Here is a 24,317-nt window from a genome sequence, read left to right as displayed (position 1 = left end):
GCAGTCCATGGATGGTTGCCAGCGTGCAGGCTTGAAGGAGGTCTTATTAGAGGGCGCGCACTGTGCCGGACGCGGGTTCACATGTCAAAACCCCGGGACAGCCAAACAAGATTAAATTGAATGTTTGAACAATAAAGAACCCGGAAAATCGGCCGATAACCTGACTCTTTGTGGTTTTCAAGTAAGGATGCTCCTCGATGTCCCTCAGACAGCTCTCCATTCAATGGAAAATCACCCTGCTCGCCGGCCTATGCCTGCTGGGAATCGTGACCCTGCTGGTGGGTCTGTCGCTGTATCGCATGGCGCAGAGCTCGGAACAGGTCAAGGCCTCCAGCATGCAGATGCTCAACGAGAGCGCCCAGGCGCGTATCGAGGCGCAAGGCGAAGTGCAGGCACTGGGCATTCGGCGACAGTTCATGGACGCCTATCAATACGGCCACGGTTTTTCCCGCCAGGTGCTGTTTCTGCGCGAACAGGCCGAGAAGCGCTTTCTCGATGCCTTCGACACCCGTGAAGACCTGACTCGTCAGGTCAAGGCCGCACTTCAGGCCAACCCTGACCTGTTGGGCCTGTCCCTGGTGTTCGAAGCCAATGCCCTGGACGGCAAGGATGAGCTGTTCGCCGACCAGGGCGAACTGGGCAGCAACGATAAAGGCCGCTTTGCCCTGTATTGGTCACAACCAGCCCCGGGCACGCTGAGTTCGATGGCCCTGCCGGAAAGCGACATGTCCGACACGCGCGTCGGCCCCAGCGGAGAAAAGGCCAACACCTGGTTCACCTGCCCGCGCACCACCCTCAAGCCGTGTGTGATCGAGCCGTACTTTTACGTGATTGACGGGCACAACGTGCTGATGACCAGCATCGTCTTCCCCCTGATGGTCAACGGCAAAGTCATCGCGTCGTTGTCGGTAGACATCAACCTCAACAGCCTGCAGGCCGTGAGCCAACAGGCCAGCCAACAGTTGTATGACGGTCAGACCCAGGTCAGCATCCTCAGCCCTACCGGTTTGCTCGCCGGCTACAGCCCGGATGCCAGCAAGCTCAGCCAGCACCTGGAACAGGTCGATCCCGTCAGCGGCGCGCAATTGATCACAGCGCTGAACAGCAGCGCGCAAATCCGCAGCCTACGCGCCGGCCAGCAACTCAAGGTCCTGGCGCCGTTCGCGCCGATTCCGGATGGCAAGCCGTGGGGCGTATTGCTGAATGTGCCGGAAAAAGTCCTGGTAGGCCCGGCCGAAACCCTCAAGGCCAAACTGGACGCCGACAACACCCGCGGCACCCTGCTGGAACTGGGCTTGGGTCTGCTCGCAGCGGTACTCGGCCTGGTGCTGGTGTGGCTGATGGCACGCAGCGTGACCCGCCCAATCCTCGGCGTGGCGCACATGCTTGAAGACATCGCCAGCGGCGAAGGCGACCTGACCCGCCGCCTGGCCTATGACAAAAAAGACGAATTGGGCCAATTGGCCGGCTGGTTCAACCGCTTCCTCGACAAGCTGCAGCCGATCATCAGCGAAGTGAAGCGCTCGGTGCAGGATGCCCGTGGCACCGCCGACCAATCCGCCGCGATTGCCACCGAAACCAGTGCGGGCATGGAGCAGCAGTACCGCCAGGTCGACCAGGTGGCCACCGCCTCCCACGAAATGAGCGCGACCGCGCAAGACGTGGCGCGCAGCGCAGCCCAGGCCGCGCAAGCCGCACGCGATGCCGACCAGGCCACCCGCGACGGCCTGACCGTGATCGACCGCACCACCACCAACATCGGTCACCTGGCGGCCGACATGAGCACCGCCATGACCCAGGTTGAAGGCCTGGCCGCCAACAGCGAAAAAATCGGTTCGGTGCTGGAAGTCATCCGGGGCATCGCCGAGCAGACCAACCTGCTGGCCCTCAACGCCGCCATCGAAGCCGCCCGCGCGGGTGAGGCCGGCCGTGGGTTTGCAGTGGTGGCCGACGAAGTGCGCAACCTGGCGCGACGCACTCAGGAATCGGTGGAAGAAACCCGCGTGGTGATCGAACACTTGCAAGCCGGCACCACGGACGTAGTCGACGCCATGGGCAACAGCTATCGCCAGGCCCAGGGCAGCGTCGAGCAGGTCGGCCAGGCGGTCACCGCCCTGCGCCAGATTGGCGACGCGGTGACGGTGATCAGTGACATGAACCTGCAAATCGCCAGCGCCGCCGAAGAGCAGAGCGCGGTGGCCGAGGAAATCAACAACAACGTGGCGACGATTCGGGATGTGACCGAATCGTTGTCGGAACAAGCCAATGAATCGGCGCGGGTGAGCCAGGCGTTGAACAGCCTGGCGAACCAGCAGCAGGGCTTGATGGACCAGTTCCGCGTATAACCCGGTGCAGGGTCAGTGCCTGGGCAGCTCGATCAAGACTTTCAAGCCGCCCAGCTCGCTTTCCTGCAACTGCAACACCCCGCCCCACACCTCGACGATATCCCGCACGATCCCCAGCCCCAGGCCATGGCCGTCGATCTGCTCGTCCAGGCGCGTGCCTCGGCTGAAAACCTGGTCGCGCTGGGTTTCGGGAATGCCGGGGCCATCGTCTTCGACTGCCAATTGATAGCCGTGCGCCGTCTCGCCGATGCTCAGGCGCACGTCGGCGTCGGCCCATTTGCAGGCGTTATCGAGCAGATTGCCCAGCAGTTCCAGCAGGTCTTCACGGTCCCAAGGCAGTTGCAGGCCGGGGGCGGCATGGTAAGTGAGGTCCAGGTGCTCGCCGTGGATCATGTTGAGGGTGGCCAACAGCCCGGGCAGTTCCTTGTCACAGTCAAACAGCGCCCCCGGCAGGGTTTCACCGGCCAGACGGGCGCGGTTGAGCTCACGATTGAGGCGCTGCTGCACCTGCTCAAGCTGATCGCGAAAGAGTTTGCTCAACTCAGGATGATCCTTGAGTGCGTCGTTCGACGCAGCACTCAACAGCACCGCCAGCGGCGTCTTGAGGGCATGCCCAAGGTTGCCGAGGGCATTGCGCGAACGTTTGAGACTGTCTTCGGTGTGAGCAAGCAGGTGGTTGATCTGTGCCACCAGCGGCTCCAGTTCCAGCGGCACCTGAGTGTCGAGCTGCGAGCGCTGACCCTGTTGCAGTTGGGCGATCTGGTTGCGCGCGGTTTCCAGCGGGCGCAAGGCGCGGCGCACTGTGACCCGTTGCAGGATCAACACCAACAGCAACGCTGCCAGCCCCAGCACCAGACCGATCTGACGCATCAGGCGAAAGCTTTCCCGCACCGGTGTGTAGTCCTGGGCCACGCTGATGGAAATCGACTGGCCAAAGCGCTTGTAGTCCGAGCGCAACACCAGCAATTGCTGGCCTTCCGGGCCCAGTTGCAGGTTGCCCTTGATTCCGGCTTCGGGCAGTTTCGGCAATTCCTGGTCCCACAACGAGCGCGAGCGCCAGTGATTGTCGGCAAAATCGATGCGGAAGTAATGCCCGGAAAACGGCCGTTGATAGGCGGGCGACAGGCGCTGTTCGTCCAGTTGTACACCGTTGGGCCCGCGCACCAGTGCCACCAGCAGGTTCTCGGCATCATTGCGCAGCCCGGCTTCGAGGTAACGTTGCAGGCCGGCTTCGAACAGCCACAGGCTGGTTTGCGCCAGCACCACGCCGACGATCACCATCACGCTGATCAGCCCTAGGCTCAAGCGTCGCTGGATGGACCTCATGCAGGGCTGGCGCCAAACCGGTAACCCTGGCCGCGCCGGGTCTCGATCACACTGCGGCCCAGTTTGCGCCGCAGGTGGTTGACGTGGACTTCCAGCACGTTGGAATCGCGCTCGGTCTCGCCGTCGTAAAGGTGTTCGGCCAGATGGCCTTTGGACAGGATCTGCTCGGGGTGCAGCATGAAATAGCGCAACAGACGGAACTCGGCGGCGGTCAGCTGGATTTCATCGCCATCACGCAGGACGCACTGCCGGCCCTCGTCCAGGTGCAGGCCGGCGGCTTGCAGGGTGGGCTGGTTGGCCTGGCCGTGGGAGCGGCGCAGCAACGCCTGGATGCGCAGGTGCAGTTCTTCCGGGTGGAAGGGTTTGGCCAGGTAATCGTCGGCGCCGGCCTTGAGCCCTTCAATCCGCTCGGCCCAGGAATCCCGGGCGGTAAGGATCAGAACCGGGGTGGCCAGCGCGGCGGCACGCCACTGTGCCAGCACCTCGAGCCCGGGCAAGCCGGGCAACCCAAGGTCGAGGATGATCAAGTCATAGGGCTCGCTGCGGCCCTGGTACGCGGCGTCGCGGCCGTCGGCCAGCCAATCGACGGCGTAGCCCTGGCGTTGCAGGCCAGCCAGCAATTCGTCGGCCAGGGGTACGTTGTCTTCCACCAGGAGCAGGCGCATCAGTCTTCCTCGTCTTTGATCAGCACACCGGTGCTGGCGTCCAGCTTGATCTCGCGCACCACGCCTTCGGTGGTCACCAGTTCGACTTCATAAGCATATCGGCCGTGCTTTTTTTCCAGCTCGGCCTCCAGCAACCGGGAGCCTGGGTAGCGCGCCATGGCCTGCTGCAACAGTTGCTCCAGCGGCAGGATCACTCCCTGCTGGCGCAGCGCCAGGGCTTCATCCTGGTTGAGGTCACGGGCCGCCAGGCTTGAGCAGAACGCCATGAGCACTAAGGCCACACGACCGCTGGCGCGTAAATTTACCTTCATTACGTATCCTGATGATTCTTGAGCACGCGCCCGGTAAGCGCGTCCAATTCAACGTCCCATTCGACGCCATGGGCATCTTCCAGCTCGACTTCATAGACGTACTTGCCGTACTCCTCGTCCAGGTCGGTGTCCAGCAAGGTCGAGCCGGGATGCAGGGCCAGGGCCGCCGCTTCCAGTTGGTCGAAGGCGACAATGGTAACAGTGGCGGGCACTTTCAGGCGCTTGTCGGGGTCAACGGCTCCGGCCTGGTTCGCCGTGCAGGCGATGATAGCGGCGGCGACCAGGGCTGTGAGGCGTTTCATGATAAGTCTCCGTTACACGATGTTTTTCCTACGCCAGCCACGGTACGCCCTGCAACTTAACTGAAACTGAATTGCCACCATGGCAATTTCCCAACTCATTGTTCCAAGGTTTTTCTTATAATCGCCCGATCGCTGCAACAGAGGCCGCCATGACCGCCATCCAGATCAAATTCCCCGCCCTGACGCTCAAGGCAGGCAAGCGCGCCTTCACGCGCATTCGTGAACAAGGCCTCACACCCTCCGACGTGGGCATCCTCCCCGGTGCTGCCGGCGGCCCCAAGGCGCTGGGTATTCAGGGCCTGGACCTGGCGCTGTTCGGCGACTGGCTGCCCCGTGCGCCGCGGGAGCGCGCACTGATCGGCGCGTCCATTGGATCCTGGCGGTTCGCCAGCGCCTGCCTGCCGGACCCGGTGCAAGGCCTGCTGGACCTTGGCCGTTTGTACAACGAACAACGCTTCGCCAAGGGCGTGACGATGGCCGAGGTCAGCCGCAGCTGCCAGCGCATGCTCGACGACCTGTTGGCCGGCCGTGACGCCCGCGTGCTGGACAACCCCGGCTATCGCCTCAACATCATGGTGGTCAAAAGCCACGGTTTGCTCGCCGACGACCACCGCGGCCGCCTGGGCCTGGGTTTATCGTCGGTGATCGCCGATAACCTGCGGGGTCGCGCGCGGCTGTCGCGGCATTTCGAACGGCTGATCATCCACGACCCGCGCCAGGCACCGCCGGTGCATCCGCTGAAGGACTTCCCGTCGCGCTTCCTGAACCTCGAGCTGGGCAACCTGCGCCAGGCGTTGCTCGCATCGGGCTCGATCCCCATGGTGATGCAGGGCGTGCGCGACCTGCCCGGCGCCGGTGCCGGCACCTACCGAGATGGCGGTCTTCTGGACTATCACCTCGACCTGCCCTACCACGGCGATGACATCGTGCTGTACCCGCACTTCACCGACCGGGTCATCCCTGGCTGGTTCGACAAGGGCCTGCCGTGGCGCCGCAGCAGCCAGCAAGGCTTGCAGGATGTGTTGTTGCTCGCGCCGTCCAGGGACTACCTGGCCCGCCTGCCCCACGGCAAACTGCCGGACCGCAGCGACTTCAAGCGCTTCATGGGCGACGACCGCAGCCGCAACAAGTACTGGCAAACCGCGATGAGCGAAAGCCGGCGGCTGGGGGATGAGTTTCTGGAGTTGGCCGATAACGCAAAGTTGGGCGAGCGATTGCAGGTCCTGTAGGAGGGACGGTATGCGCGGCGAGGGATCAAGCTGTTAAACTCGCCGCCTGCCAGATACTGACCGAGCTGAAAACACTGTGGAAATCTTCAAAGAATTTACCTTCGAATCCGCCCACCGCCTGCCCCACGTGCCGGAGGGCCATAAATGCGGGCGCCTGCACGGGCATTCGTTCAAGGTGGCCATCCACCTGAGCGGCGACCTGGATCCCCATACCGGCTGGATTCGCGACTTTTCGGAGATCAAGGCGATTTTCAAGCCGCTCTACGAGCGCCTCGACCACAACTACCTCAACGACATCCCTGGCCTGGAAAACCCGACCAGCGAAGTGCTGGCCAAGTGGATCTGGGTCGAGTTGAAACCCCTGCTGCCAGAACTCAGCGCGATTCGCATCCACGAGACCTGCACCAGCGGCTGCATCTATCGCGGCGAATAAGCCAGCGTTGTGAAAAAACCACCCTTGCGGTGGTTTTTTTGTGCCCGGCCAATAAACCGGCCTGCGTCGTGCATATATGATCAAGTGTCTCCAACAAGCAGGAATGCCGGCGCCGAACGCCGAGGCATACGAGAGGCCTGCCCGTTTTTCGCCCAAGAGGAACTTGACCATGCACATCATCAACGCCCGCCTGCGCAACCGTGAAGGCCTGCATGATCTGCACCTGGAACACGGCCGGATTGCCCGCATCACAGCGCAGACCAGTACGCCGGTTCTACAGGCGGATGACCTGGACGCCGCCGGCAACCTGGTCATCCCCCCTTTCGTGGAACCGCACATCCACCTCGACGCCACCCTCACTGCGGGCGAACCACGCTGGAACATGAGCGGCACGCTGTTCGAAGGCATCGAGTGCTGGGGCGAACGCAAGGCCACCATCACCCACGAAGACACCCTGGTTCGCGCCAAGAAAACCATCCAGGCCCTCGCAGCGCACGGCATCCAGCATGTACGCACGCACGTCGATGTCACCGACCCCGACCTCACTGCACTCAAGGCCATGTTGCAGGTGCGTGAGGAAAGCTCGCACCTGATCGACCTGCAAATCGTCGCGTTTCCCCAGGAAGGCATCGAGTCCTACCGCAATGGCCGCGCACTGATGGAGGAAGCCATTCGCCTGGGCGCGGATGTCATCGGTGGCATCCCCCATTTCGAATACACCCGCGACCAAGGCGTCAGCTCAGTGAAATTCCTCATGGACCTGGCCGAACGCACCGGCTGCCTGGTGGATGTGCATTGCGACGAAACCGACGACCCGCACTCGCGCTTCCTCGAAGTCCTCGCCGAAGAAGCCCGCAGCCGCGACATGGGCGATCGCGTCACCGCCAGCCACACCACCGCCATGGGCTCCTACGACAACGCTTACTGCGCCAAACTGTTCCGCTTGCTGGGGCACTCCGGCATCAGCTTCGTCTCATGCCCGACCGAGAGTATTCACCTGCAGGGCCGCTTCGACAGTTTCCCCAAACGCCGTGGCGTGACCCGGGTCAACGAACTGCTGGAGGCCGGCATGAACGTGTGCTTCGGCCAGGATTCCATCGTCGATCCCTGGTACCCCCTGGGCAATGGCAATATCCTGCGCGTGCTGGAAGCCGGCCTGCACATCTGCCACATGCTCGGCTATCGCAACTTGCAAAGCGCCCTTGACCTGGTCACCGACAACAGCGCGAAGGCCATGGCCCTGGGTGACCGTTACGGCCTGGAAGCCGGCCGACCTGCGAACCTGCTGATCCTTTCCGCCGACAGCGATTACGAGGTCATCCGCAGCCAAGGCTTGCCGCTGTACTCAATCCGCCATGGCAAAGTGCTGATGAAACGGCAGCCGGCACAGGTGGAGTTTGTGTAACGCCTGCCCCTAGACAATCGACTCGACCTCCAGCGCTTGCACCCTCCCCGGTTTGTCGTGCAGCGGGGGGGAATGCTGGCGACCTGGGACCGGTCACGAACATGCGAGTTCATCGATCAGGCGAACGCTCACCCAGCACCCTCGCAATGAACAGGCCGGTTTGTCGTCACTGAAAAAGGCCTGCTCCAGTACCTGCGTCAGCCAGCTTCGCGCCTCCTGAAACGCCAACAGGGCCGCCAGTTCCTCACTGTGATCGGTCAGCATCAGCCGTTAATTCAACTCAGATTTGCGGCCGCGCAGCCCCGAAAAGGCTTACGCCCAACAATTCTCGCGCCTGCGTATGCAAACGCACTGGCGCGGTGCCTCCGGGCATGACCACCGCCACCTCCCCACCGTCTACCCAACCCGCTCGCCACGCCGCGCACGCCACTGCCGAGGCACTGGTTCCGGAGGACGCCGTGGGCCCTTCGCCTCGTTCGAACACCCTCGCCAGTATCCGATTGCAGGACTCCCGAACCGCCCACTGCAGATTGATACCGCTGACACAGGGTCGGCCGCCGCCCTCTGGAGGGGCAAACGCGATCGCTTTCAACGGTTCGTACAACGCCTGCTGCATCTGCAAGTTATCCGGCAGCGCTGAAGCCCGCTCGAGCAAGGTGACGCAATGGGGGTTGCCCACCCGCACAAACTGGCTGTGTGACCACTGTGCATGGATCGCCACCAGCGCGCTCAGGCGGTTCAACTGCGTATCACCCAGGAACACGGGATCAGCGCCTTGCGCGCCCACCGCAGATGGCCCGAACCCCGGCACGCCCAGGTCCAGCCAAAATCCCGCAGTGTCGTCGTAAATCGCAGGTTCTACCCGGGTACAGACGGGTGAGGCGGTATCCGGCTTATCGTGATGCACCCGCAGCTCACAGGGGGCGCTCACCAGTCCCTGGTCAGTCAGGGACTGGGCGAAGATGGTCAGGCCGTTGCCACTGCGTTCGGCCAGCGAGCCGTCGGTGTTGACGATCAATAGGTCAAACGGCGGTTCGGCCTGGAACGGCCCAACCAGCAAACCATCGCAGCGATGGGCCTTGGCGCCTGGCGGACGCGGTACCGTTCCCCATTCGCACTCCGACGCTATCGCGGCGCGGGTCCAGGCTTCACGGGAACAGGCTGCCTGGGCGGCGCTGCCCGCGACAGCAATGCCCTTCTCTTGCAATTGCGCCGGACTGACGACGCCGTAGATATTGCCGCGGGCATCATAGAACAGGGTCATGTCGCTGCCTGCTTGTGAATCTTCATCGGGTGATACGCTCGTTCGCCTACACACAGGGACGACAGCGTATTACAGGTGGGAAGCGGTCTGGAAGGTGGTAATCCCCGGGAGAAACCTGGGGGTCGACCATTTCCCCAAGGATTACACACCTTCCCGAACGCCTCCTACACATTCGATAACCCTTGGGTGGCAACCACCGTCCGTTGCGTTCCATGCGGGTAAAAATAATCTTCGCTGCGGCAAATCCCAAGGGGTCCCGGCTCGCACCCCACGGCCTGATGTGCAAGGATGTCGCGCCGGACATCGTTCGTTGAACGCAAGACCAAGGACTTTTCATGACTGCCATCCCCACCTCCGCACCCGTGGTTCCCGGGCGCCTGGAGCAAATGTCGACGCGTATTGCATTTTTTATCGCAGGCTTCGGTATTGCCGCCTGGGCGCCGCTGGTTCCGTACGCCAAGGCCCGCGCACAACTCGATGAAGGAACACTCGGCCTGCTGCTGTTGTGCCTGGGGGTGGGCTCGATTATCGCGATGCCGGTTGCCGGCGTGCTGGCCTCTCGCTTCGGCTGCCGACGGGTGCTGAGCGCCGGCACAATCCTGATCTGCCTGGCGCTGCCGATGCTGGCCACCGTCAGTTCAATTCCGCTGCTGATGGCGGGCCTGTTCCTGTTCGGCGCAGGCCTTGGCTCGGTGGACTCCACCGTCAACCTGCAAGCGGTGATCGTCGAGCGTGCCAGTGGCAAAACCATGATGTCGGGGTTTCATGGTTTGTTCAGCCTGGGGGGGATTGTCGGCGCGGCGGGTGTTTCCGCTTTGCTGGGGCTGGGCCTTACGCCGTTGCAGGCCACTTTTGTGGTGATCGTCATCATGGTCGCAGCCCTGCTCAAAGCGGCACCGCATTTATTACCCTATGGCAGTGAAAGCTCTGGCCCGGCGTTTGCCGTACCCCATGGCGTGGTGCTGTTTATCGGGTGCCTGTGTTTCATCGTGTTCCTGGCCGAGGGTGCCGTGCTGGACTGGAGCGCCGTGTTCCTCAGCGCCGAACGTGGCCTGGATGAAGCCTACGCAGGCCTGGGCTACGCCGCCTTTGCCTTGACCATGACAGCCGGGCGCTTGACCGGTGACACGATCGTGCGCCGGCTGGGTGCGACCCGGGTGATTGTGGCCGGAGGTACATTGGCAGCCGCGGGGATATTCCTTGCGACCTTGTCTGCGGCGTGGGAAATGTCGCTACTGGGTTACGCACTTGTGGGGGCGGGCTGTTCCAACATTGTGCCGGTGCTTTACACCGCTGTGGGCAAACAGAACGTGATGCCAGAGCACATCGCCGTGCCTGCGATTACCACGTTGGGATACGCCGGCATTTTGGCCGGACCCGCGATGATCGGTTTCATCGCCCATGGCAGCAGCCTGGCCACCGCCTTCCTCTTGATTGGCGTGTTACTGGCGATGGTGGCAGCGAGCGGAAAAATACTGCGGGCCTGAATCTGCGCTGCCTGTGTGACCCAAGCAACGCACGGGCGCAGAATGGACTCAGTAGCCCTTTTCTTTCCTGTTGTTTTTTTGCCATCGATCAATGCTGAAGTTCTTCAGCAAGCCATCGTCGTTATGGCTACCGAAAGGGTTGGTGCCATTGGCTTTATTACTGTCGAGCGAGGCCAACAGCCCGGTGCGCTCGACCAGATTCTTGGCCAGATACACCTCGTGTTCACTGTATTTCTTCTTGGGGAACCCGGTGGCGGTATCTCGAACCACCTCGCCTTTCTTGGTGGTTTCATCGGGATCCTTGGCCATCTCCAGAATTTTTTTCGTCCTGACATATTGATGCTTTCCGAAAAGCCAATAGTCCAGGGATTTGTCCCGCCACTCTGGAAATTTCCCCCTCAATACCTCGACAACCTGGTGGTTTAATTTAGAGTGGAAGGGGTCTGCGCTATGCACATTGGGGTTGGTGTTGCCCATCATGGTATTGGCGGCCTTCTCCAGACTCGCCAGGGTGATTTTGCCGCCATCGACCAGGATCTCATCGTTCAAGCGCGGTCGGTTGATAATCTCCTTGACCAGCTTTCTGACTCGCTCATCAACCTTGTCGGCGTTCTCCTCTTTTCCGATTTCCTCTAAACTTTTTTGGGTCAAATGACCTTTTTTCTTGAATTCATCCAGCAATGGAAAGAAGTTTTTCAGGGCCGTCGCCAGAAGGGCGTCATCCGAGCTCACATACGGGTTGCCGACTTCCTTCACGCCGCCAAATGCGTTCTGAGCGTCGAAGTGCGGATTATTCAGGCCCGGGAACAACGTACTGGTGGTAAACCCCGGCGGAAAGAGCGGGTTCTGCACCGGTGCGCCAATGCTTTGCCGGGAATACCCGGATCCCGAGGTGCCGGTAGTCGGCGCAGGGGCTCCAAGCGCATTCGGCATATTCAAATGCCGAAGCAACCCAGGGGGCAAGTTATTGATCCCGCTCATGTCTTATCTCCACCTTATCTAGATTCTGATGCCTGACACTCGTCTGCCCAGTGCGCCAGACGTCACCAGACTCAACGCGCGTCAAGCGTCAGTTATGTGGTTGTACAACCGTTACGGTTCCGGCAAAGGCCAATGTTCCGCACCATCCAGCTTCGATAAACCGTGAACGTATGTAACCGAAGCGCTGAATCACACTACCCACCCGCCACCTTGCTCCAAAAACTCGCGATCCTTGAAAGGACCGTGCGCGACAACGGCTCATCGTTATGCGGACGAGCCCCCTTGTCGAAATCTTCCGTGGTAGGCGCTTTGAAGCTGCACTTGGGTGAGGAGGTAAGAATGAGCACCGGACTGTGGCGTTGAGCATCAGGCGCCAAATGGCATCGGGGGGAGACGACGCACTGGCCGTGACGGGATGCAGAGGATGTCGAATTCATGGACTTGCCCCAGTGGATGAAGGCACCCACGGTCAGCAACGATCCGTGGATACCCTCTACGTGGTAAAGCTTGGCGGATAGTTCCTCCATCACTCGCTTCACGCGTTTCAAGCGTTTGAACACACCGCCTTCAACCGAGTAATCGGAGCAGCGTTTTCAGCTCCTTGCGGGTAATTTCGCCATCGCGCTTTGACCCGAACACGTTATCCATCATGTCCCGCAGTTCTTTGCGCTGAGGGTCCATCACGGTTCTTGCCAATCGAATCAGTGTATTTTTGGCAGGATCATTGGTGAGGGGGTGCTTGGCGAGTGCTTCGAACTCGCTCATCTTGATGGAACTGCTCCAGAACCCACCCTTCAGCGCACCGAAGTGCTTGAGCATCATATCGACAAGTGCCTTGTCGCTTCCCGGTTTGGACAGCGTGTCCGTGTCGATGAAATTCTGGATGTCCGCCTTGGAGAAACGACCATTCGTGGCGCCCGTGTGTCGGTTTTGGTCAAGACTGGCCAAGAGTCCCGGACGTGCCAGCAACTCCTTGGCCAATTTGATATTGGCATCCATATGAGGGTCTGCATTGGGGAGTGGCTGCCTGGCCATTCGCTCCACACTCTTTTGGGTAACGCCCTCCCACGGTAATTTCCCTTTGAAGGCACCGAGGTTGTCGAGGAAGGTCTGTGCCAGCTGCCTGTCACTTCGTTTTGAGTAGTGCGGGTCGCGCTCCGAAGGATTGGGACGTGGGGGTGGGCTGGAATGAGAAGCTGACGGGCAGGATTGAGGGCAGTAACCCGGCACTTTCCCCTGTGACACCGTATCGAACATCGGACCGGACTGCCGCCCCTGCGCGTCTCCCAGCCTCGGTGAATGCCGGGTAAGCGGTGTATTCCCAGACCAGGCATCGGGCGCATGGGTGGTGTTTGGGGAAAACTGAGTGACGTTCGAGTTCGACGCGGATGTTGGCATAGGTATCTCCAGTTCGGGTTCAGGCAGCTCACCTCACTGGTCCGGACTGACCGATGATCAGGAAATCATGGCGGGAACCAGTGTAAGCACACATGTCCTGAGTGGCAGGACCAACGTTGTCAGTTCCTGACGAACACTGAAAACCTCCTGCCACCGGTAGGAAGAACCGCCTACCCTAAGGTGAAAACGCCGCTCCTCTGACAGGATGAGCGGCGTGGGTGAACGTCACGGTTGGATCAGAATCCCACGCTGGCTTGCACAAAGAATGTGCGTGGCTCACCCAGGTACAACCCCGCGTTGTTGTCGCTGGAACGGGTGTAGTGCTGCTGGTCAAACACGTTCTTCACCCCCACGCCCAGCTTGAGGTTGGACAACTGCGCGCCAAAGTCGTAGCCGCTGCGCACGTTGACTGAGACATAGCCTGGGATGTCACCGTACTGGCCGTCTGCCGTGCCCTGGGTGATATAGGTGCGGGTGGTGCCCGGTGCGCGCTGGCCTGACTGGGCGTACACATCTAGGTTATGAGTCCAGCGGTTGACGTCGTAGCGCAGCCCCAGGGTGGCGACTTCACGGGAGTACAGCGGCAAGTCGCGGCCCTTGAAGGGCACATCGCCTTCCGAAGTAGCCTTGGTGTAAGTGAAACCGGCGTTGGCGGTCAGCCCATCCAGGCGTGCGTCCAGGTTCGCCAGGTCATAATGGGCCGACGCTTCAATCCCGGTGTGTTTGGTGGCACCCAGGTTGGTCCAGCCTACGGCGTTGCTGACGTATTGCAGTTCATCGGAGAAGTCGATGTAGAAATACGTCAGTTCACCACCCCACACGGCGTCGTTGTAGCGCGTGCCGATCTCGTAGGTCTTGGCTTTTTCCGGTTGCAGGCCATTGGCGGTCTGGTCACCCGTGCCGCCCTGGCCCAACTGGAAATATTGCAGGCTGCCGAAGGACGTTTCGTAGTTGGCAAACAGCTTCCAGGCGTCAGACACGTGGTACATCACGCTCAGCGCAGGCAGCGGCTCGTTGTTGTGAATTTCGCGGCGTTTTTCGGTGGTAAGCGCACCCATCAGTGGGATCACGGGATGGTCGTGCCACTCGGTGCGGATTTGCTCAAAGCGGACGCCGGGGGTGACGGTCCACTTGCCGATGTCAATCTTGTCATCGATGTAGAACGAATTCGCTTCGGTGCCGCCGGTGCGATCCTGATAGACGTGGCCGTCACTGCGCCCACCCGGGGTCGGCACGTTATTGGTCAGCAACAGGCTGGTGGCTTGCTCATGCATGCCTTCCTTGAGGTAACGATACCCCACGCTGACTTCCTGGGTGCTTGGGCCCAAGTCAAACACGTGGGATACCCGCGGCTCGATGCCGAAGGTGTAATAGGTGCGCGGGTAGGAGCCGACCGTTTGCAACAAGCGGTCGGCGATGGTGCTGCCACGGAAGCTGTCGGAATAGTAGGTGAGCACTTCGGCCTGGGTCCGGTCGTCGATCTGGCGAATGTACTTGAAGGACACGTCTTTGCGCCGGCCGCTGAAATTGTCCCAATCACGTACCGATTGGTACGGGTTGGCATCGAACTGCGCCTGAGTCAGGCCGCCGGGCATGTCGGCGCTGGCATCGTAGTAGTGGAAATTCAACGAGAAGTCGTCTTGATCGGTCGGTGCCCAGTGGGTCTTGAGGATCACGTCATCGATGTCGTTGCCATTATTGCTGCTGCGATAGCCGTTGCCGTTGACCCCGGAGTACAGCAGCGCCACGCCGATACCGTTGTCGGCCGTGCCGCCGATGAAGGCGTTGTCGATGTGTTTCCAGCCGCCGTGGGCGGAGGTTTGCAAGGTCGTGCCGACTTCGCCGGAGAAGGTCTCGGGAATCGCGCGGGTCACGAAGTTGATCACGCCACCCACGTTTTGCGGCCCGTAGCGCAGAGAACCGGCGCCGCGTACCACATCGATGCTGTCCAGGTTGCCGGAAGAAATCGGTGCCATCGACAGCTGTGGCTGGCCGTAGGGTGCAAAGGCTGCCGGCACGCCGTCGATCAACACCGTGGAACGTGGCGACAGGCGCGACGTAAGACCACGCACACCAACATTGAGGGAAATATCGCTACCGCCGGTGCCGTTGGATTCCTGCACCTGCACCCCCGGCACCCTGCGCAGCACGTCACCGACGTTCATCGCGCCCTGCTCCACCATGGTTTCGCGGCGGATGACCGTCCGGGCCCCGGGGTGGTTCTGCACCACTTCGGCGTTGGCATCGCCGAGCCAGTCGCCGACGACCTTGATGTCGGTGGCCCCCAATTCCAGCGGCGAACCGGCTTCCCCGCTGCCACTGGCCAGCGGTCGCAAGGTTACGGAGCCGGCGTCGATCTGGTAATCCAGGCCGCTGCCTTGCAGTAATTGGCGCAAAGCGTGTTCCGGCGACAGGTTGCCATCGACCGCAGGCGCCTGCTTGCCGGCCACCAGCGCGGGGCTGAAGAACACTTGCAAGGCGGTTTGCTGGCCCAATTGGCTCAGCGCTGCACCCAGGGGTTGGGCCTGGATGTGAATGGCATCGGCGTTCGCCGCGGTACTGACAGCCAGCGCCAGGGCCAACGGCACCCATCGGGAGATTTTATTGTTGTTGAGGGCGAGTTTTTTCACGTCGAGCCTTGTCCTGTCATCGCACATGTAAGCAGCTGTTAATGCAAACCAGTTGCAGTTGGAGGAGAAGACGAAGAACTCGACAAAAACCTGAATGTCAGCGTGAAATAATTTCCTGGCTGCCATCCGGCAGGGTCCGCAAGGCGACCGGCAAGATGTGTGGCAAGGCCTTGAGCAAGGCATCGGTGTCATTGGCCTTGAACACGCTGGTCAGGCGCAGATTCGCCACCCCAGGTGTACTGACCCGCAGCGGTTGCTCGCGGTAGCGCGACACTTCCCGCGCCACTTCGCCCAGCAAAGCGTTGTTGAACACCAGCTTGCCGGTACGCCAGGCGGTCAGTTCTTCGGCATTCACTGCGTAGGCCACCGCCACCGTGCCGTCGTTGTTGACATGGGTGCCGCGGCCCGCAGTGAGAGTCACTGCCGGCTCCGACCCACGCCCCTGCACCTTCACGGTTCCAGCCTCGACTGCCACGCGGGCCTGATCGTCGTCACGGCGCACGTCAAAACGTGTACCGGTCACCGTCACCTGCCCTGCCCCGGCAGTCACGACAAAGGGCCGACGGGTGTCATGTTCAACACTGAACATCGCCTCGCCCTGCTTGAGTTCAACGCCGCGCCGGCCCTTGTCGAAATGCACCGTGACGGCGCTGCGGCTGTTCAAGTGCAGGGTCGAACCGTCGGGCAATTGCACCTGGCGATGCTCACCGAGGCGCGTGCTGAAGTCGGCGCTGTAGGATGTTGACCGACCCAGCCCACTGAACAGTCCGACGCCTACGGCAACCGCCAGCACACCCGCCGCCACAGCGTAGCGCAAGACAGCGCGGCGCTTGGTGTGCCCCTCGGGCGCTTCGCACAATGCCTGCAATCGCGCCTTGGGCAGCCACTCCGTGGCACTCCAGATGCCTTGCAACACATCGAATTCATATTGATGCGCAGGGCTTTCCTTGCGCCACACCTCGAACTGCTGGAGCACGTCGCTGCTCGGCTCGGCGTCCTGCAAGCGTACAAACCATTGCGCGGCTTCGTCGCGAGCACGGCTATCCATCATGGAAGGTCCTGTTTCAAGGCGGGCTTGGGTCATGGGGCTATCGCGTCCAGGCGGTCACGCAGATGCCGCAGGGTGCGGATCATATACTTTTCCACCATGTTCTTGGACAAACCCAGGCGTTCGGCGATTTCCTGTTGGGTGAGGCCTTCGATTTTCTGCCAGATGAAAATTCTGCGGCAGTTCAGTGGCAACTCCGCCAGGGCCCGTTCGACGGAGTCCGCCAGTTGCACGGCATGCATGAAGTGCTCCGGGTCGCCGCTGTCGAGTGGGGCCTGATCGAAGGTGTGCTGCGCCATGGCGTCGCGCCGGTCATCGCGGCGATAGCCGTCCACCGCGATATTGCGTGCCGTCTGGTGCAGGTAAGCGCGCGGTTGCTCCACGTGGGCGGATTTGGACTCGAGCACGCGCACAAAGGTGTCATGGGCCAGGTCTTCAGCCTGCTGACGGTTTCTCAGGCGGCGCGTCCAGGTTCCGATCAACTCTTCGTAGTGCTCGAAAAAGCCTGTCTTGCGGGGCGGCTGGGGAATCATCGCAGAGGCACTGGGGAGGCGGGGCGTGAATAGTAATGCTTCCTATTAAGTCGAGCAATTGCTGCCCGTCGTCTCATAGCAGCTCGAAACGTTGCTCAATGACGTCGTGAGCGTCCAACCCCACTTGCACCCGAAACTCACCGGGCTCGGCAATGTGTCGCAACTGGGCGTCATGGAATTTCAAATCCTCCTCGCCCACGCTGAATTCGATACGCCGACGCTCACCGGCCTTGAGCAGGATTTTCTGGAAGCCCTTGAGTTCCTTGACCGGACGACTGATGGAGGCCACCGGATCGCGGATGTACAGTTGCACCACCGTTTCGCCGTCGCGGGTGCCGGTGTTGGACAGCATAATACTCACGTCCAGGCGTTGCCCTCGGCGCAGCAAGGCGCTGGAGAGGCGCAGCTCCGACAATTCGAAACGGGTGTAACTCAGGCCAAAACCGAACGGAAACAGCGGCCCTTCCAGCTCATCGATGTACTGGCTCATGTACTTGCGCGGCGCCTGAGCGTTGAACGGATGCCCGGTGGCGAGGTGGTTGTAATAGATCGGGATCTGGCCGACCGAACGGGGAAACGTCATGGGTAATTTGCCCGAGGGGTTGTAGTCCCCGAACAACACATCGGCGATGGCATTCCCGCCTTCCGTGCCGCTGAACCAGGTTTCGAGTAACGCATCGGCCTGCTCGTGCACCTGTCCGAGGGTCAAGGGACGACCGTTCACCAATACCACCACCAGCGGCTTGCCCAACGCCTTCAAGGCATGGACAAGCCGCTGTTGGCTGTCTTCAAGATCCAGACGCGTGCGGCTGATGGCCTCATCACTGAAGTTCCACGCCTCCCCCACCACTGCCACGATCACATCGGACTGGCGTGCCACCGCCAGCGCTTCTTGCAACAACGTGTCGGGCGATCGCGGGTCAAGGTCCAGCGGCGAACCGTAGTCCGCCAGACGCGCGGACAGCGCCCTGTCGTCCGTCACATTGGCCCCCTTCGCATAGAGCAGGGTCGCGCGACCATCCACCGCACGCGCCATACCCGCGCGGATACTCACCACCCGCTCCTGTGCGCAATCGCCACAATAACTGCCGAGCAGATCGCGCCGACTGTCGGCCAGTGGGCCGATCAGGGCGATGCGCCCTTGTTTGCGCAAGGGCAACGTTTGATCGGCATTTTTCAACAGCACCAGGGTCTTGCGCGCCACCTCCCGCGCCACGCCGCGCTGCAGCCGGCTGTCGATAGGCGCCAGGGGCACGCGGGCGAGGTTGCGGTAGGGATTCTCAAACAGGCCCATCTCGTATTTCAGCCCGAGCACTCGGCGCACCGCCTGATCCAGCACCTCGACGCTCACCTCCCCAGCCTCGACAAGAGCGGGCAAATGCCGCGCATAGGCGTCTTCACTCAGCGCCATGTCCAGGCCCGATCGAATCGCCAGTGACGCCGCCTGCCGCTGATCCCGGGCAACGCCATGGGCCACCAGGCCGCTCACGGCATTCGAGTCGCTCAAGGTCATCCCGGCAAACCCCCACTCCTGTCGCAGCACCTGCTTGACCAGCCAGGGGTTGGCGGTTGAAGGAACCCCGTTGATCGTATTGAAGGCAAGCATGGCGACTTGTGCACCCGCCTCCACCGCAGCGCGATAAGGGCCGAAATAATACTGATACATCTGCCCGTGGCTCATATCGACACTGTTGTAGTCTTTGCCGCCCTCCACCGCCCCATACAGCGCCACATGCTTGATGCCCGCCATGAGACTGTCGGGCGCGCGCAGGTTGTCGCCCTGATAAGCCTTGACCATGACGCGAGCAATACGTGACACCAGATAGGGATCTTCGCCATACCCCTCCGACACTCGGCCCCACCGAGGGTCGCGAGAAATATCCAGCATCGGCCCGTAGGTCAAATGCACGCCATCGGCACTCGCCTCCTGGGCACTGACCCGTCCCGCAAGCGCCAGTGCCGTCATGTCCCAACTCGCCGCCAGCGCCAGGCTGACCGGAAACACCGTGTGCACGCCATGGATGACATCCGTGCTGAAGAACACTGGAATCTTCAACCGGCTGCCCTCTACGACCCTTTGCTGCAACGCATACCCGAAGGGCGCGGGCGCGACGACGGACACGCCGCCAATCAGTCCGCCGGCCAGCCTCTCGCGGGTTCGCGCATCGGGCGTCTGAGGGTTGAGATAGACCATGTCCAGTTGCCCGACTTTTTCCTCAAGGGTCATTTTTTCCAGCAACTGTTCGATAAACACGGCTTTGTCCGGGGGCGTCTGTGCCACTGCGCCAACGCAGCCGAACCCCGCCATCAAGACGATTAGCCAGTGGGTGCTCATGCCCCCTCCTTTAAGCCGATTCCTGCCCATAGCGTTATCCTGAGCGCGCGGCAGGTCTACTGTCAGAATTGACAGTGGGGCCGGGCGTGGCGCGCGATGGCTCGCCCTAATCCGTCCTGAACTTCCGCGCAGGCCCACCAGTCAGCTAACTGAACGCTCAGACAAAGGTGGTTGGCCGATGCATCTCTCGTTGCAGCAACAAGTCGCCCTGGTCACGGGCGCCAGCTCGGGTATTGGCGCGGGCGCCGCCAAGGCCCTGGCCGACGCGGGTGCCGCCGTGGTACTGAACTACAACCGCCAGGCCGCGCCCGCCGAAGCCCTCGCCGCGCAGATCAACGCTGAAGGCGGCCGGGCGATTGCCATCGGCGGTGATGTGTCAAAGGAGGCCGACGTGGAGCGGCTGTTCGCCCAGACCCTCGATGCCTTCGGCCACCTGGACATCTTGGTGGCCAACTCCGGCTTGCAAAAAGATGCCAATCTGGTGGACATGAGCCTGGACGACTGGAACGCCGTGATCGGCGTCAACCTCACCGGCCAGTTCCTGTGTGCACGTGCGGCGGTGCGCATCTTCAATCGTCAGGGCGTGCGGGAAGGCGTGTCACGGGCAGCGGGAAAAATCATCCACATGAGCTCGGTGCATCAGTTGATCCCTTGGGCCGGGCATGTGAATTACGCCGCGTCCAAAGGCGGTGTCGAGATGCTCATGCGCACCCTCGCGCAGGAGGTCAGCGAGCAACGCATCCGCATCAACGGCATCGCGCCGGGGGCAATCCGCACGGCGATCAACCGCGACGCCACCGAAGGCGACGCGGCCGAAAAGCTACTCGAATTGATTCCTTACGGCCGCATCGGTGACGTTGAAGATGTGGCCAATGCCGTAGTGTGGCTGGCCAGTGACGCCTCCGACTACGTGGTAGGCAGCACCCTGTTCATCGATGGCGGCATGAGCCTGTATCCGGAGTTTCGTGGCAATGGTTGATTTGAAAAACGAACGACAAAGCGCCATCGATGCCCACGGCATCATCGGCGACATGCGCAGTGCGGCACTGGTGAATGACAACGGCAGCATCGACTTTTTCTGCTGGCCGGAATTCGACAGCCCGTCGATCTTCTGCGCCCTGCTGGACAGCCCCGACGCGGGCATATTCCAGCTCACCCCCGACTTGCCCAACGCTCGTCGCGAGCAGATCTACCTGCCCGACACCAACGTGCTGCAAACCCGCTGGCTGAGCGATGAGGCCGTGGTTGAAATCACCGACCTGCTCAGCATCAGTGACGAAATCGACGACCTGCCGCTGCTGATCCGCCGCGTGCGCGTGGTCAGTGGCAAGGCCGATATCCACCTGCGCTGCGCCGTGCGCCACGACTACGCGCGCGCGCCGACACACGCCACTCTCGACAACGGCACAGTGTGCTTCAGCGCTGAAGACCAGCCCGGCCTGCGCTTGTCCGGCAGCCACCCGCTGCATGTCAAGGACGGCGCTGCGTGGGCGAACTTCACATTGAATCAGGAAGAAGACGCCGAGTTTGTCCTCGGCGGCCGGGACGATGAACGTGTCGACAGCGGCTGCACCGACCTGGCACTGGCGCACACCCTGAAGTTCTGGCGCGGCTGGATCGCGCAGTCCAATTACCGCGGCCGCTGGCGTGAAATGGTCAACCGCTCGGCCCTTGCGCTGAAGCTTTTGACCTCACGCAAACACGGCGCAATCATCGCCGCCGCAACCTTCGGCCTGCCGGAAACCGCTGGCGGCGAGCGCAACTGGGACTACCGCTACACCTGGATCCGCGACGCCTCGTTTACCGTCTACGCCTTCATGCGCCTGGGTTTTATCGAAGAGGCCAACGCCTACATGCGCTGGCTCAAGGGCAGGGTCAGCGACTGCTGCGGGCAGCCGACCAAGATCAACATCCTCTACGGCATCGACGGTCGCCAGGAATTGCCCGAGACTCATTTGGACCACCTCGGCGGCCATGGTGGGGCCCGGCCGGTGCGGATCGGCAATGAGGCGGTCGACCAGATCCAGCTGGATATCTATGGCGAGTTGATGGACGCGGTGTACCTGGTCAACAAGTACGGCGAAGCCATCTCCCACGAAGGTTGGAAACACACGGTGGAAGTCGCCGATCAGGTATGTGAGATCTGGAATACCAAGGACGTAGGCATCTGGGAAATGCGCGGCGAGCAGCACCACTTTTTGCACTCGCGGTTGATGTGCTGGGTGGCGCTGGACCGTGCGATCCGCCTGGCGTCCAAGCGCTCACTGCCGGCACCGTTCGTGCGCTGGGACCAGACCCGCCAGGCGATCTATGCCGACATCTGGGAAAATTTCTGGAACGAAGAGCGCGGGCATTTTGTACAGCACATCGGCAGCACTGCGCTGGACGGTTCGATGCTGTTGATGCCGCTGGTGCGCTTCGTCGCGGCCACTGATCCGCGCTGGCTGAGCACCCTTGAAGCGATCCAGAAAAGCCTGGTGCGCGACGGCATGGTCTACCGCTACCGCAACGACGACAGCCAGATCGATGGCCTGCAGGGCACCGAAGGCGCATTTGCCGCGTGCTCGTTCTGGTACATCGAATGCCTGGCTCGCGCTGGGCAGGTGGAGAAAGCCCACTTGGAATTCGAACAGCTGCTGCGCTACGCCAACCCCTTGGGCCTGTACGCGGAAGAATTCGACAGTCAGGCGCGCCATTTGGGTAACACCCCCCAGGCGTTGAGTCACCTGGCGTTGATCAGCGCCGCGACCTTCCTCGACCGCAAGCTCAGCGGGGAGAAGACCACCTGGCAACCCTAGCCAAAGGCCACGCCTCTACCAGTGGCTTGAAAGACGGGGGGTATTTTTCCAGATGCCTCAGGTCACCGGCGCGAATCGCTCGCGGTAGGCCTGCGGCGTCACTGCCAGGGCCCGCAGGAAACTGCGGCGCAAGGTCTCTTCACTGCCAAATCCACACTGCATGGCGATGCGTTTGATCGACGCGTTGCTGTCGGCCAATTGCCGGCGTGCGGTTTCGACGCGGATCAACTCGACGGCGCGCGCCGGGGTCTGGCCGGTTTCGGCGCGGTAATGGCGCACGAAGCTGCGTTCGCTCATGCCGGCCTGGGCGGCCAGCGTCGGGATGCTCAATTCCAGGCTGAGGTTTTCGGCCATCCAGGCGTGGAGCTCGGCGAAACGGCTGTCACCCTTCTGCAGGGAGAGCGTCACGCTGAATTGCGACTGCCCACCCGGGCGTTTGAGGAACACCACCAGGTGCCGGGCGACCTCCAGGGCGACATCGCGGCCCAGGTCTTCCTCCACGAGGGCCAGGCACAGGTCAATGCCGGCGGTGACGCCGGCGGACGTCCAGACCCGGCCTTGCTGGATGAAAATCGGGTTGGCCTCCACTGTCAGCGACGGAAACTTGCGCGCCAGTTCTTCGCAGCGCGTCCAGTGGGTGGCCACGCGGCAGCCGTCGAGCATGCCGCTGGCGGCGAGCAGGAAGGCGCCGGTGCACACCGAAGTCATGCGTCGGGTATGACGGGCTTTTTCGCGTACCCAGTCCACCAGTGTCGGGTCCTCGGCGGCGCCGTACACCCCCCAGCCGCCGGCGATCACCAGGGTGTCACAGGCGGCTTTGGCGGCGGGTAGCGGCTCGGCCACCAGCGCCAGGCCCGCCGAGGTCATCACCGGGTCTTTTTGCGCGGCAATAACTGAGACGCTATAGGGCAGCGGCAAGCCGCGCTGGCGCGCCAGGTCATTTGTGGAGGCAAACACCTGCAACGGCCCGGTCACGTCGAGTACCTGGGCGTTATCAAAAGCGAGGACGTGGACAATTCTGGGCATGATTGGCGTGATTCGTGGGCTCAATGGCGTATTCGCCAAAGCCTAGGCCTCTAAAGTGAAGCCGTCCACCCCTTTATCGGAGCGCTATCCATGACCTTGCAGATCGGCTTTGTGTTGTTTCCCGGCATCCAGCAACTGGACCTGACCGGCCCTTATGACGTACTGGGTTCATTGCCGGACGTGAAGTTGCACCTGGTGTGGAAGGACCTCGCGCCGATTACTTCCAGCACCGGGCTGGTGTTCACCCCTACCATCACCTACGCCGATTGCCCACCGCTGGATGTGATCTGTGTGCCTGGCGGTTCCGGCGTCGGCCCGCTGATGGAAGATGAGCAGACCCTGGATTTTCTCAAGGACCAGGCGCAGACCGCACGTTACGTGACCTCGGTGTGCACCGGCTCGCTGGTACTGGGTGCGGCGGGGTTGCTGCGTGGGCGCAAGGCCACGACGCACTGGGCGTATCACGACATGCTTGCGCCCCTGGGCGCCACGCCGGTGAAGGATCGTGTGGTGCGTGACGGCAACCTGTTGACGGGCGGCGGGATTACCGCCGGGATCGACTTTGCCCTGACGCTGGCAGCGGAGTTGTATGGCGAGGCGACGGCGCAGTTGGTGCAGTTGCAGATTGAATACGCGCCGGCGCCACCGTTTGATTCGGGCAGTCCGGAGACTGCGCCGCACGCGGTGTTGGAGGAGGCGCGTAAACGGACGGTGGAGTCGCGCAGGATGCGCGGGGAGATTACGGCGCGGGCGGCGGCGCGGTTGGGGTGAGTTGGGTGAGTACATATCCGTTATTTGGGT

21 protein-coding genes and 1 pseudogene are annotated in these 24,317 nt (G+C 61.8%); 9 read left to right on the top strand and 13 right to left on the bottom strand.

Annotation, left to right across the window (positions count from 1 at the left end):
* Positions 1-197: 197 nt before the first annotated feature.
* Both CQ041_RS26940 and CQ041_RS26935 read left to right on the top strand, forming a co-directional pair.
* Positions 198-1,487 (top strand): annotated as a pseudogene (locus CQ041_RS26940) (HAMP domain-containing protein); the annotation flags it as partial.
* A 102-nt stretch (positions 1,488-1,589) separates the two neighbouring features.
* Positions 1,590-2,345, top strand: coding sequence for a methyl-accepting chemotaxis protein (locus CQ041_RS26935; protein WP_371923038.1), 756 nt, complete (start codon positions 1,590-1,592; stop codon positions 2,343-2,345).
* A gap of 12 nt (positions 2,346-2,357) precedes the next feature.
* On the opposite strand, the gene CQ041_RS23625 is transcribed toward CQ041_RS26935, so the two are convergent.
* The 4 genes from CQ041_RS23625 to CQ041_RS23610 are packed head-to-tail and all read right to left on the bottom strand — an operon-like array spanning position 2,358 to position 4,949.
* On the bottom strand, positions 2,358-3,671 hold the full coding sequence (locus tag CQ041_RS23625; protein WP_105524786.1) for a sensor histidine kinase: 1,314 nt from the start codon (positions 3,669-3,671) through the stop codon (positions 2,358-2,360).
* Positions 3,668-4,336 (bottom strand): response regulator transcription factor, encoded by a 669-nt coding sequence (locus tag CQ041_RS23620; RefSeq protein ID WP_105524787.1) that lies wholly within the window; start codon positions 4,334-4,336, stop codon positions 3,668-3,670. The genes CQ041_RS23625 and CQ041_RS23620 overlap by 4 nt, the downstream gene beginning before the upstream one ends.
* Positions 4,336-4,647 (bottom strand): PepSY domain-containing protein, encoded by a 312-nt coding sequence (locus CQ041_RS23615; protein ID WP_105524788.1) that lies wholly within the window; start codon positions 4,645-4,647, stop codon positions 4,336-4,338. The genes CQ041_RS23620 and CQ041_RS23615 overlap by 1 nt, the downstream gene beginning before the upstream one ends.
* Positions 4,647-4,949 carry a PepSY domain-containing protein gene (locus tag CQ041_RS23610; protein ID WP_105524789.1) on the bottom strand — a complete coding sequence of 101 codons (303 nt, stop codon included), beginning with the start codon at positions 4,947-4,949 and terminating at the stop codon, positions 4,647-4,649. Before CQ041_RS23610 ends, CQ041_RS23615 begins: the two co-directional genes overlap by 1 nt.
* Before the next feature lie 149 nt (positions 4,950-5,098).
* Here CQ041_RS23610 and CQ041_RS23605 point away from each other — a divergent pair, with 149 nt between their 5' ends.
* From CQ041_RS23605 to codA, 3 genes are all read left to right on the top strand, one after another.
* On the top strand, positions 5,099-6,178 hold the full coding sequence (locus tag CQ041_RS23605; protein ID WP_105524790.1) for a hypothetical protein: 1,080 nt from the start codon (positions 5,099-5,101) through the stop codon (positions 6,176-6,178).
* 76 nt (positions 6,179-6,254) lie between these two features.
* Entirely contained in the window at positions 6,255-6,611 is a 357-nt protein-coding gene (gene queD / locus CQ041_RS23600; protein WP_008025299.1) for a 6-carboxytetrahydropterin synthase QueD, read from the top strand.
* 169 nt (positions 6,612-6,780) lie between these two features.
* Positions 6,781-8,016: a cytosine deaminase gene (codA, locus tag CQ041_RS23595; RefSeq protein WP_105524791.1), complete on the top strand. Its 1,236-nt coding sequence runs from the start codon at positions 6,781-6,783 to the stop codon at positions 8,014-8,016.
* A 93-nt stretch (positions 8,017-8,109) separates the two neighbouring features.
* On the opposite strand, the gene CQ041_RS26325 is transcribed toward codA, so the two are convergent.
* Both CQ041_RS26325 and CQ041_RS23590 read right to left on the bottom strand, forming a co-directional pair.
* A complete protein-coding gene (locus tag CQ041_RS26325; protein ID WP_156088634.1) occupies positions 8,110-8,280 on the bottom strand; it encodes a hypothetical protein in 171 nt (56 codons plus the stop codon).
* A gap of 16 nt (positions 8,281-8,296) precedes the next feature.
* Positions 8,297-9,280, bottom strand: coding sequence for a diaminopimelate epimerase (locus CQ041_RS23590; protein WP_105524792.1), 984 nt, complete (start codon positions 9,278-9,280; stop codon positions 8,297-8,299).
* Positions 9,281-9,615: 335 nt separating this feature from the next.
* Here CQ041_RS23590 and CQ041_RS23585 point away from each other — a divergent pair, with 335 nt between their 5' ends.
* Positions 9,616-10,767, top strand: a complete 1,152-nt coding sequence (locus CQ041_RS23585; RefSeq protein WP_105524793.1) for an MFS transporter — start codon at positions 9,616-9,618, stop codon at positions 10,765-10,767.
* A 48-nt stretch (positions 10,768-10,815) separates the two neighbouring features.
* Here the strand turns inward: CQ041_RS23585 and CQ041_RS23580 are convergent, their stop codons facing one another.
* The 6 genes from CQ041_RS23580 to bglX all read right to left on the bottom strand — a co-directional run bounded on the left by CQ041_RS23580 (position 10,816) and on the right by bglX (position 19,692).
* Positions 10,816-11,748, bottom strand: a complete 933-nt coding sequence (locus CQ041_RS23580) for a hypothetical protein (RefSeq protein ID WP_240995321.1) — start codon at positions 11,746-11,748, stop codon at positions 10,816-10,818.
* Between the two features lie 567 nt (positions 11,749-12,315).
* A complete protein-coding gene (locus tag CQ041_RS26650) occupies positions 12,316-13,146 on the bottom strand; it encodes a hypothetical protein (protein ID WP_240995320.1) in 831 nt (276 codons plus the stop codon).
* 236 nt (positions 13,147-13,382) lie between these two features.
* Positions 13,383-15,776 (bottom strand): TonB-dependent receptor, encoded by a 2,394-nt coding sequence (locus CQ041_RS23565; protein WP_177429417.1) that lies wholly within the window; start codon positions 15,774-15,776, stop codon positions 13,383-13,385.
* Between the two features lie 97 nt (positions 15,777-15,873).
* Positions 15,874-16,827 carry a FecR family protein gene (locus CQ041_RS23560; RefSeq protein ID WP_105524796.1) on the bottom strand — a complete coding sequence of 318 codons (954 nt, stop codon included), beginning with the start codon at positions 16,825-16,827 and terminating at the stop codon, positions 15,874-15,876.
* Between the two features lie 29 nt (positions 16,828-16,856).
* Positions 16,857-17,357, bottom strand: a complete 501-nt coding sequence (locus CQ041_RS23555; RefSeq protein ID WP_105524797.1) for a sigma-70 family RNA polymerase sigma factor — start codon at positions 17,355-17,357, stop codon at positions 16,857-16,859.
* A 73-nt stretch (positions 17,358-17,430) separates the two neighbouring features.
* The gene (bglX, locus tag CQ041_RS23550; protein ID WP_105524798.1) at positions 17,431-19,692 is read right to left on the bottom strand and encodes a beta-glucosidase BglX; all 2,262 of its coding nucleotides are present in this window, start codon (positions 19,690-19,692) and stop codon (positions 17,431-17,433) included.
* A gap of 178 nt (positions 19,693-19,870) precedes the next feature.
* Here bglX and CQ041_RS23545 point away from each other — a divergent pair, with 178 nt between their 5' ends.
* Together CQ041_RS23545 and CQ041_RS23540 are read left to right on the top strand one after the other, a co-directional pair.
* The gene (locus tag CQ041_RS23545) at positions 19,871-20,671 is read left to right on the top strand and encodes a glucose 1-dehydrogenase (protein ID WP_105524799.1); all 801 of its coding nucleotides are present in this window, start codon (positions 19,871-19,873) and stop codon (positions 20,669-20,671) included.
* Positions 20,664-22,490, top strand: a complete 1,827-nt coding sequence (locus CQ041_RS23540) for a glycoside hydrolase family 15 protein (RefSeq protein ID WP_105524800.1) — start codon at positions 20,664-20,666, stop codon at positions 22,488-22,490. The genes CQ041_RS23545 and CQ041_RS23540 overlap by 8 nt, the downstream gene beginning before the upstream one ends.
* A gap of 57 nt (positions 22,491-22,547) precedes the next feature.
* Here the strand turns inward: CQ041_RS23540 and CQ041_RS23535 are convergent, their stop codons facing one another.
* A complete protein-coding gene (locus CQ041_RS23535; RefSeq protein WP_105524801.1) occupies positions 22,548-23,516 on the bottom strand; it encodes a GlxA family transcriptional regulator in 969 nt (322 codons plus the stop codon).
* A gap of 90 nt (positions 23,517-23,606) precedes the next feature.
* Between CQ041_RS23535 and inhA the strand changes: the two genes are divergently transcribed.
* Positions 23,607-24,287: an isonitrile hydratase gene (inhA, locus tag CQ041_RS23530; RefSeq protein WP_105524802.1), complete on the top strand. Its 681-nt coding sequence runs from the start codon at positions 23,607-23,609 to the stop codon at positions 24,285-24,287.
* Positions 24,288-24,317: the final 30 nt, after the last annotated feature.

Source organism: Pseudomonas sp. MYb60 (assembly GCF_002979555.1).
Lineage (GTDB): Bacteria > Pseudomonadota > Gammaproteobacteria > Pseudomonadales > Pseudomonadaceae > Aquipseudomonas.
This window is presented reverse-complemented; position numbering and strand designations above follow the sequence as displayed.

Bases quoted from the DNA above. Each gene is read 5' to 3' on its own strand.
- CQ041_RS26935 (WP_371923038.1), top strand. From the start codon at position 1,590: ATGGAGCAGCAGTACCGCCAGGTCGACCAGGTGGCCACCGCCTCCCAC.
- CQ041_RS23625 (WP_105524786.1), bottom strand. From the start codon at position 3,671: ATGAGGTCCATCCAGCGACGCTTGAGCCTAGGGCTGATCAGCGTGATG.
- CQ041_RS23620 (WP_105524787.1), bottom strand. From the start codon at position 4,336: ATGCGCCTGCTCCTGGTGGAAGACAACGTACCCCTGGCCGACGAATTG.
- CQ041_RS23615 (WP_105524788.1), bottom strand. From the start codon at position 4,647: ATGAAGGTAAATTTACGCGCCAGCGGTCGTGTGGCCTTAGTGCTCATG.
- CQ041_RS23610 (WP_105524789.1), bottom strand. From the start codon at position 4,949: ATGAAACGCCTCACAGCCCTGGTCGCCGCCGCTATCATCGCCTGCACG.
- CQ041_RS23605 (WP_105524790.1), top strand. From the start codon at position 5,099: ATGACCGCCATCCAGATCAAATTCCCCGCCCTGACGCTCAAGGCAGGC.
- codA (WP_105524791.1), top strand. From the start codon at position 6,781: ATGCACATCATCAACGCCCGCCTGCGCAACCGTGAAGGCCTGCATGAT.
- CQ041_RS26325 (WP_156088634.1), bottom strand. From the start codon at position 8,280: ATGCTGACCGATCACAGTGAGGAACTGGCGGCCCTGTTGGCGTTTCAG.
- CQ041_RS23590 (WP_105524792.1), bottom strand. From the start codon at position 9,280: ATGACCCTGTTCTATGATGCCCGCGGCAATATCTACGGCGTCGTCAGT.
- CQ041_RS23585 (WP_105524793.1), top strand. From the start codon at position 9,616: ATGACTGCCATCCCCACCTCCGCACCCGTGGTTCCCGGGCGCCTGGAG.
- CQ041_RS23580 (WP_240995321.1), bottom strand. From the start codon at position 11,748: ATGAGCGGGATCAATAACTTGCCCCCTGGGTTGCTTCGGCATTTGAAT.
- CQ041_RS26650 (WP_240995320.1), bottom strand. From the start codon at position 13,146: ATGCCAACATCCGCGTCGAACTCGAACGTCACTCAGTTTTCCCCAAAC.
- CQ041_RS23560 (WP_105524796.1), bottom strand. From the start codon at position 16,827: ATGATGGATAGCCGTGCTCGCGACGAAGCCGCGCAATGGTTTGTACGC.
- CQ041_RS23555 (WP_105524797.1), bottom strand. From the start codon at position 17,357: ATGATTCCCCAGCCGCCCCGCAAGACAGGCTTTTTCGAGCACTACGAA.
- bglX (WP_105524798.1), bottom strand. From the start codon at position 19,692: ATGAGCACCCACTGGCTAATCGTCTTGATGGCGGGGTTCGGCTGCGTT.
- CQ041_RS23545 (WP_105524799.1), top strand. From the start codon at position 19,871: ATGCATCTCTCGTTGCAGCAACAAGTCGCCCTGGTCACGGGCGCCAGC.
- CQ041_RS23540 (WP_105524800.1), top strand. From the start codon at position 20,664: ATGGTTGATTTGAAAAACGAACGACAAAGCGCCATCGATGCCCACGGC.
- CQ041_RS23535 (WP_105524801.1), bottom strand. From the start codon at position 23,516: ATGCCCAGAATTGTCCACGTCCTCGCTTTTGATAACGCCCAGGTACTC.
- inhA (WP_105524802.1), top strand. From the start codon at position 23,607: ATGACCTTGCAGATCGGCTTTGTGTTGTTTCCCGGCATCCAGCAACTG.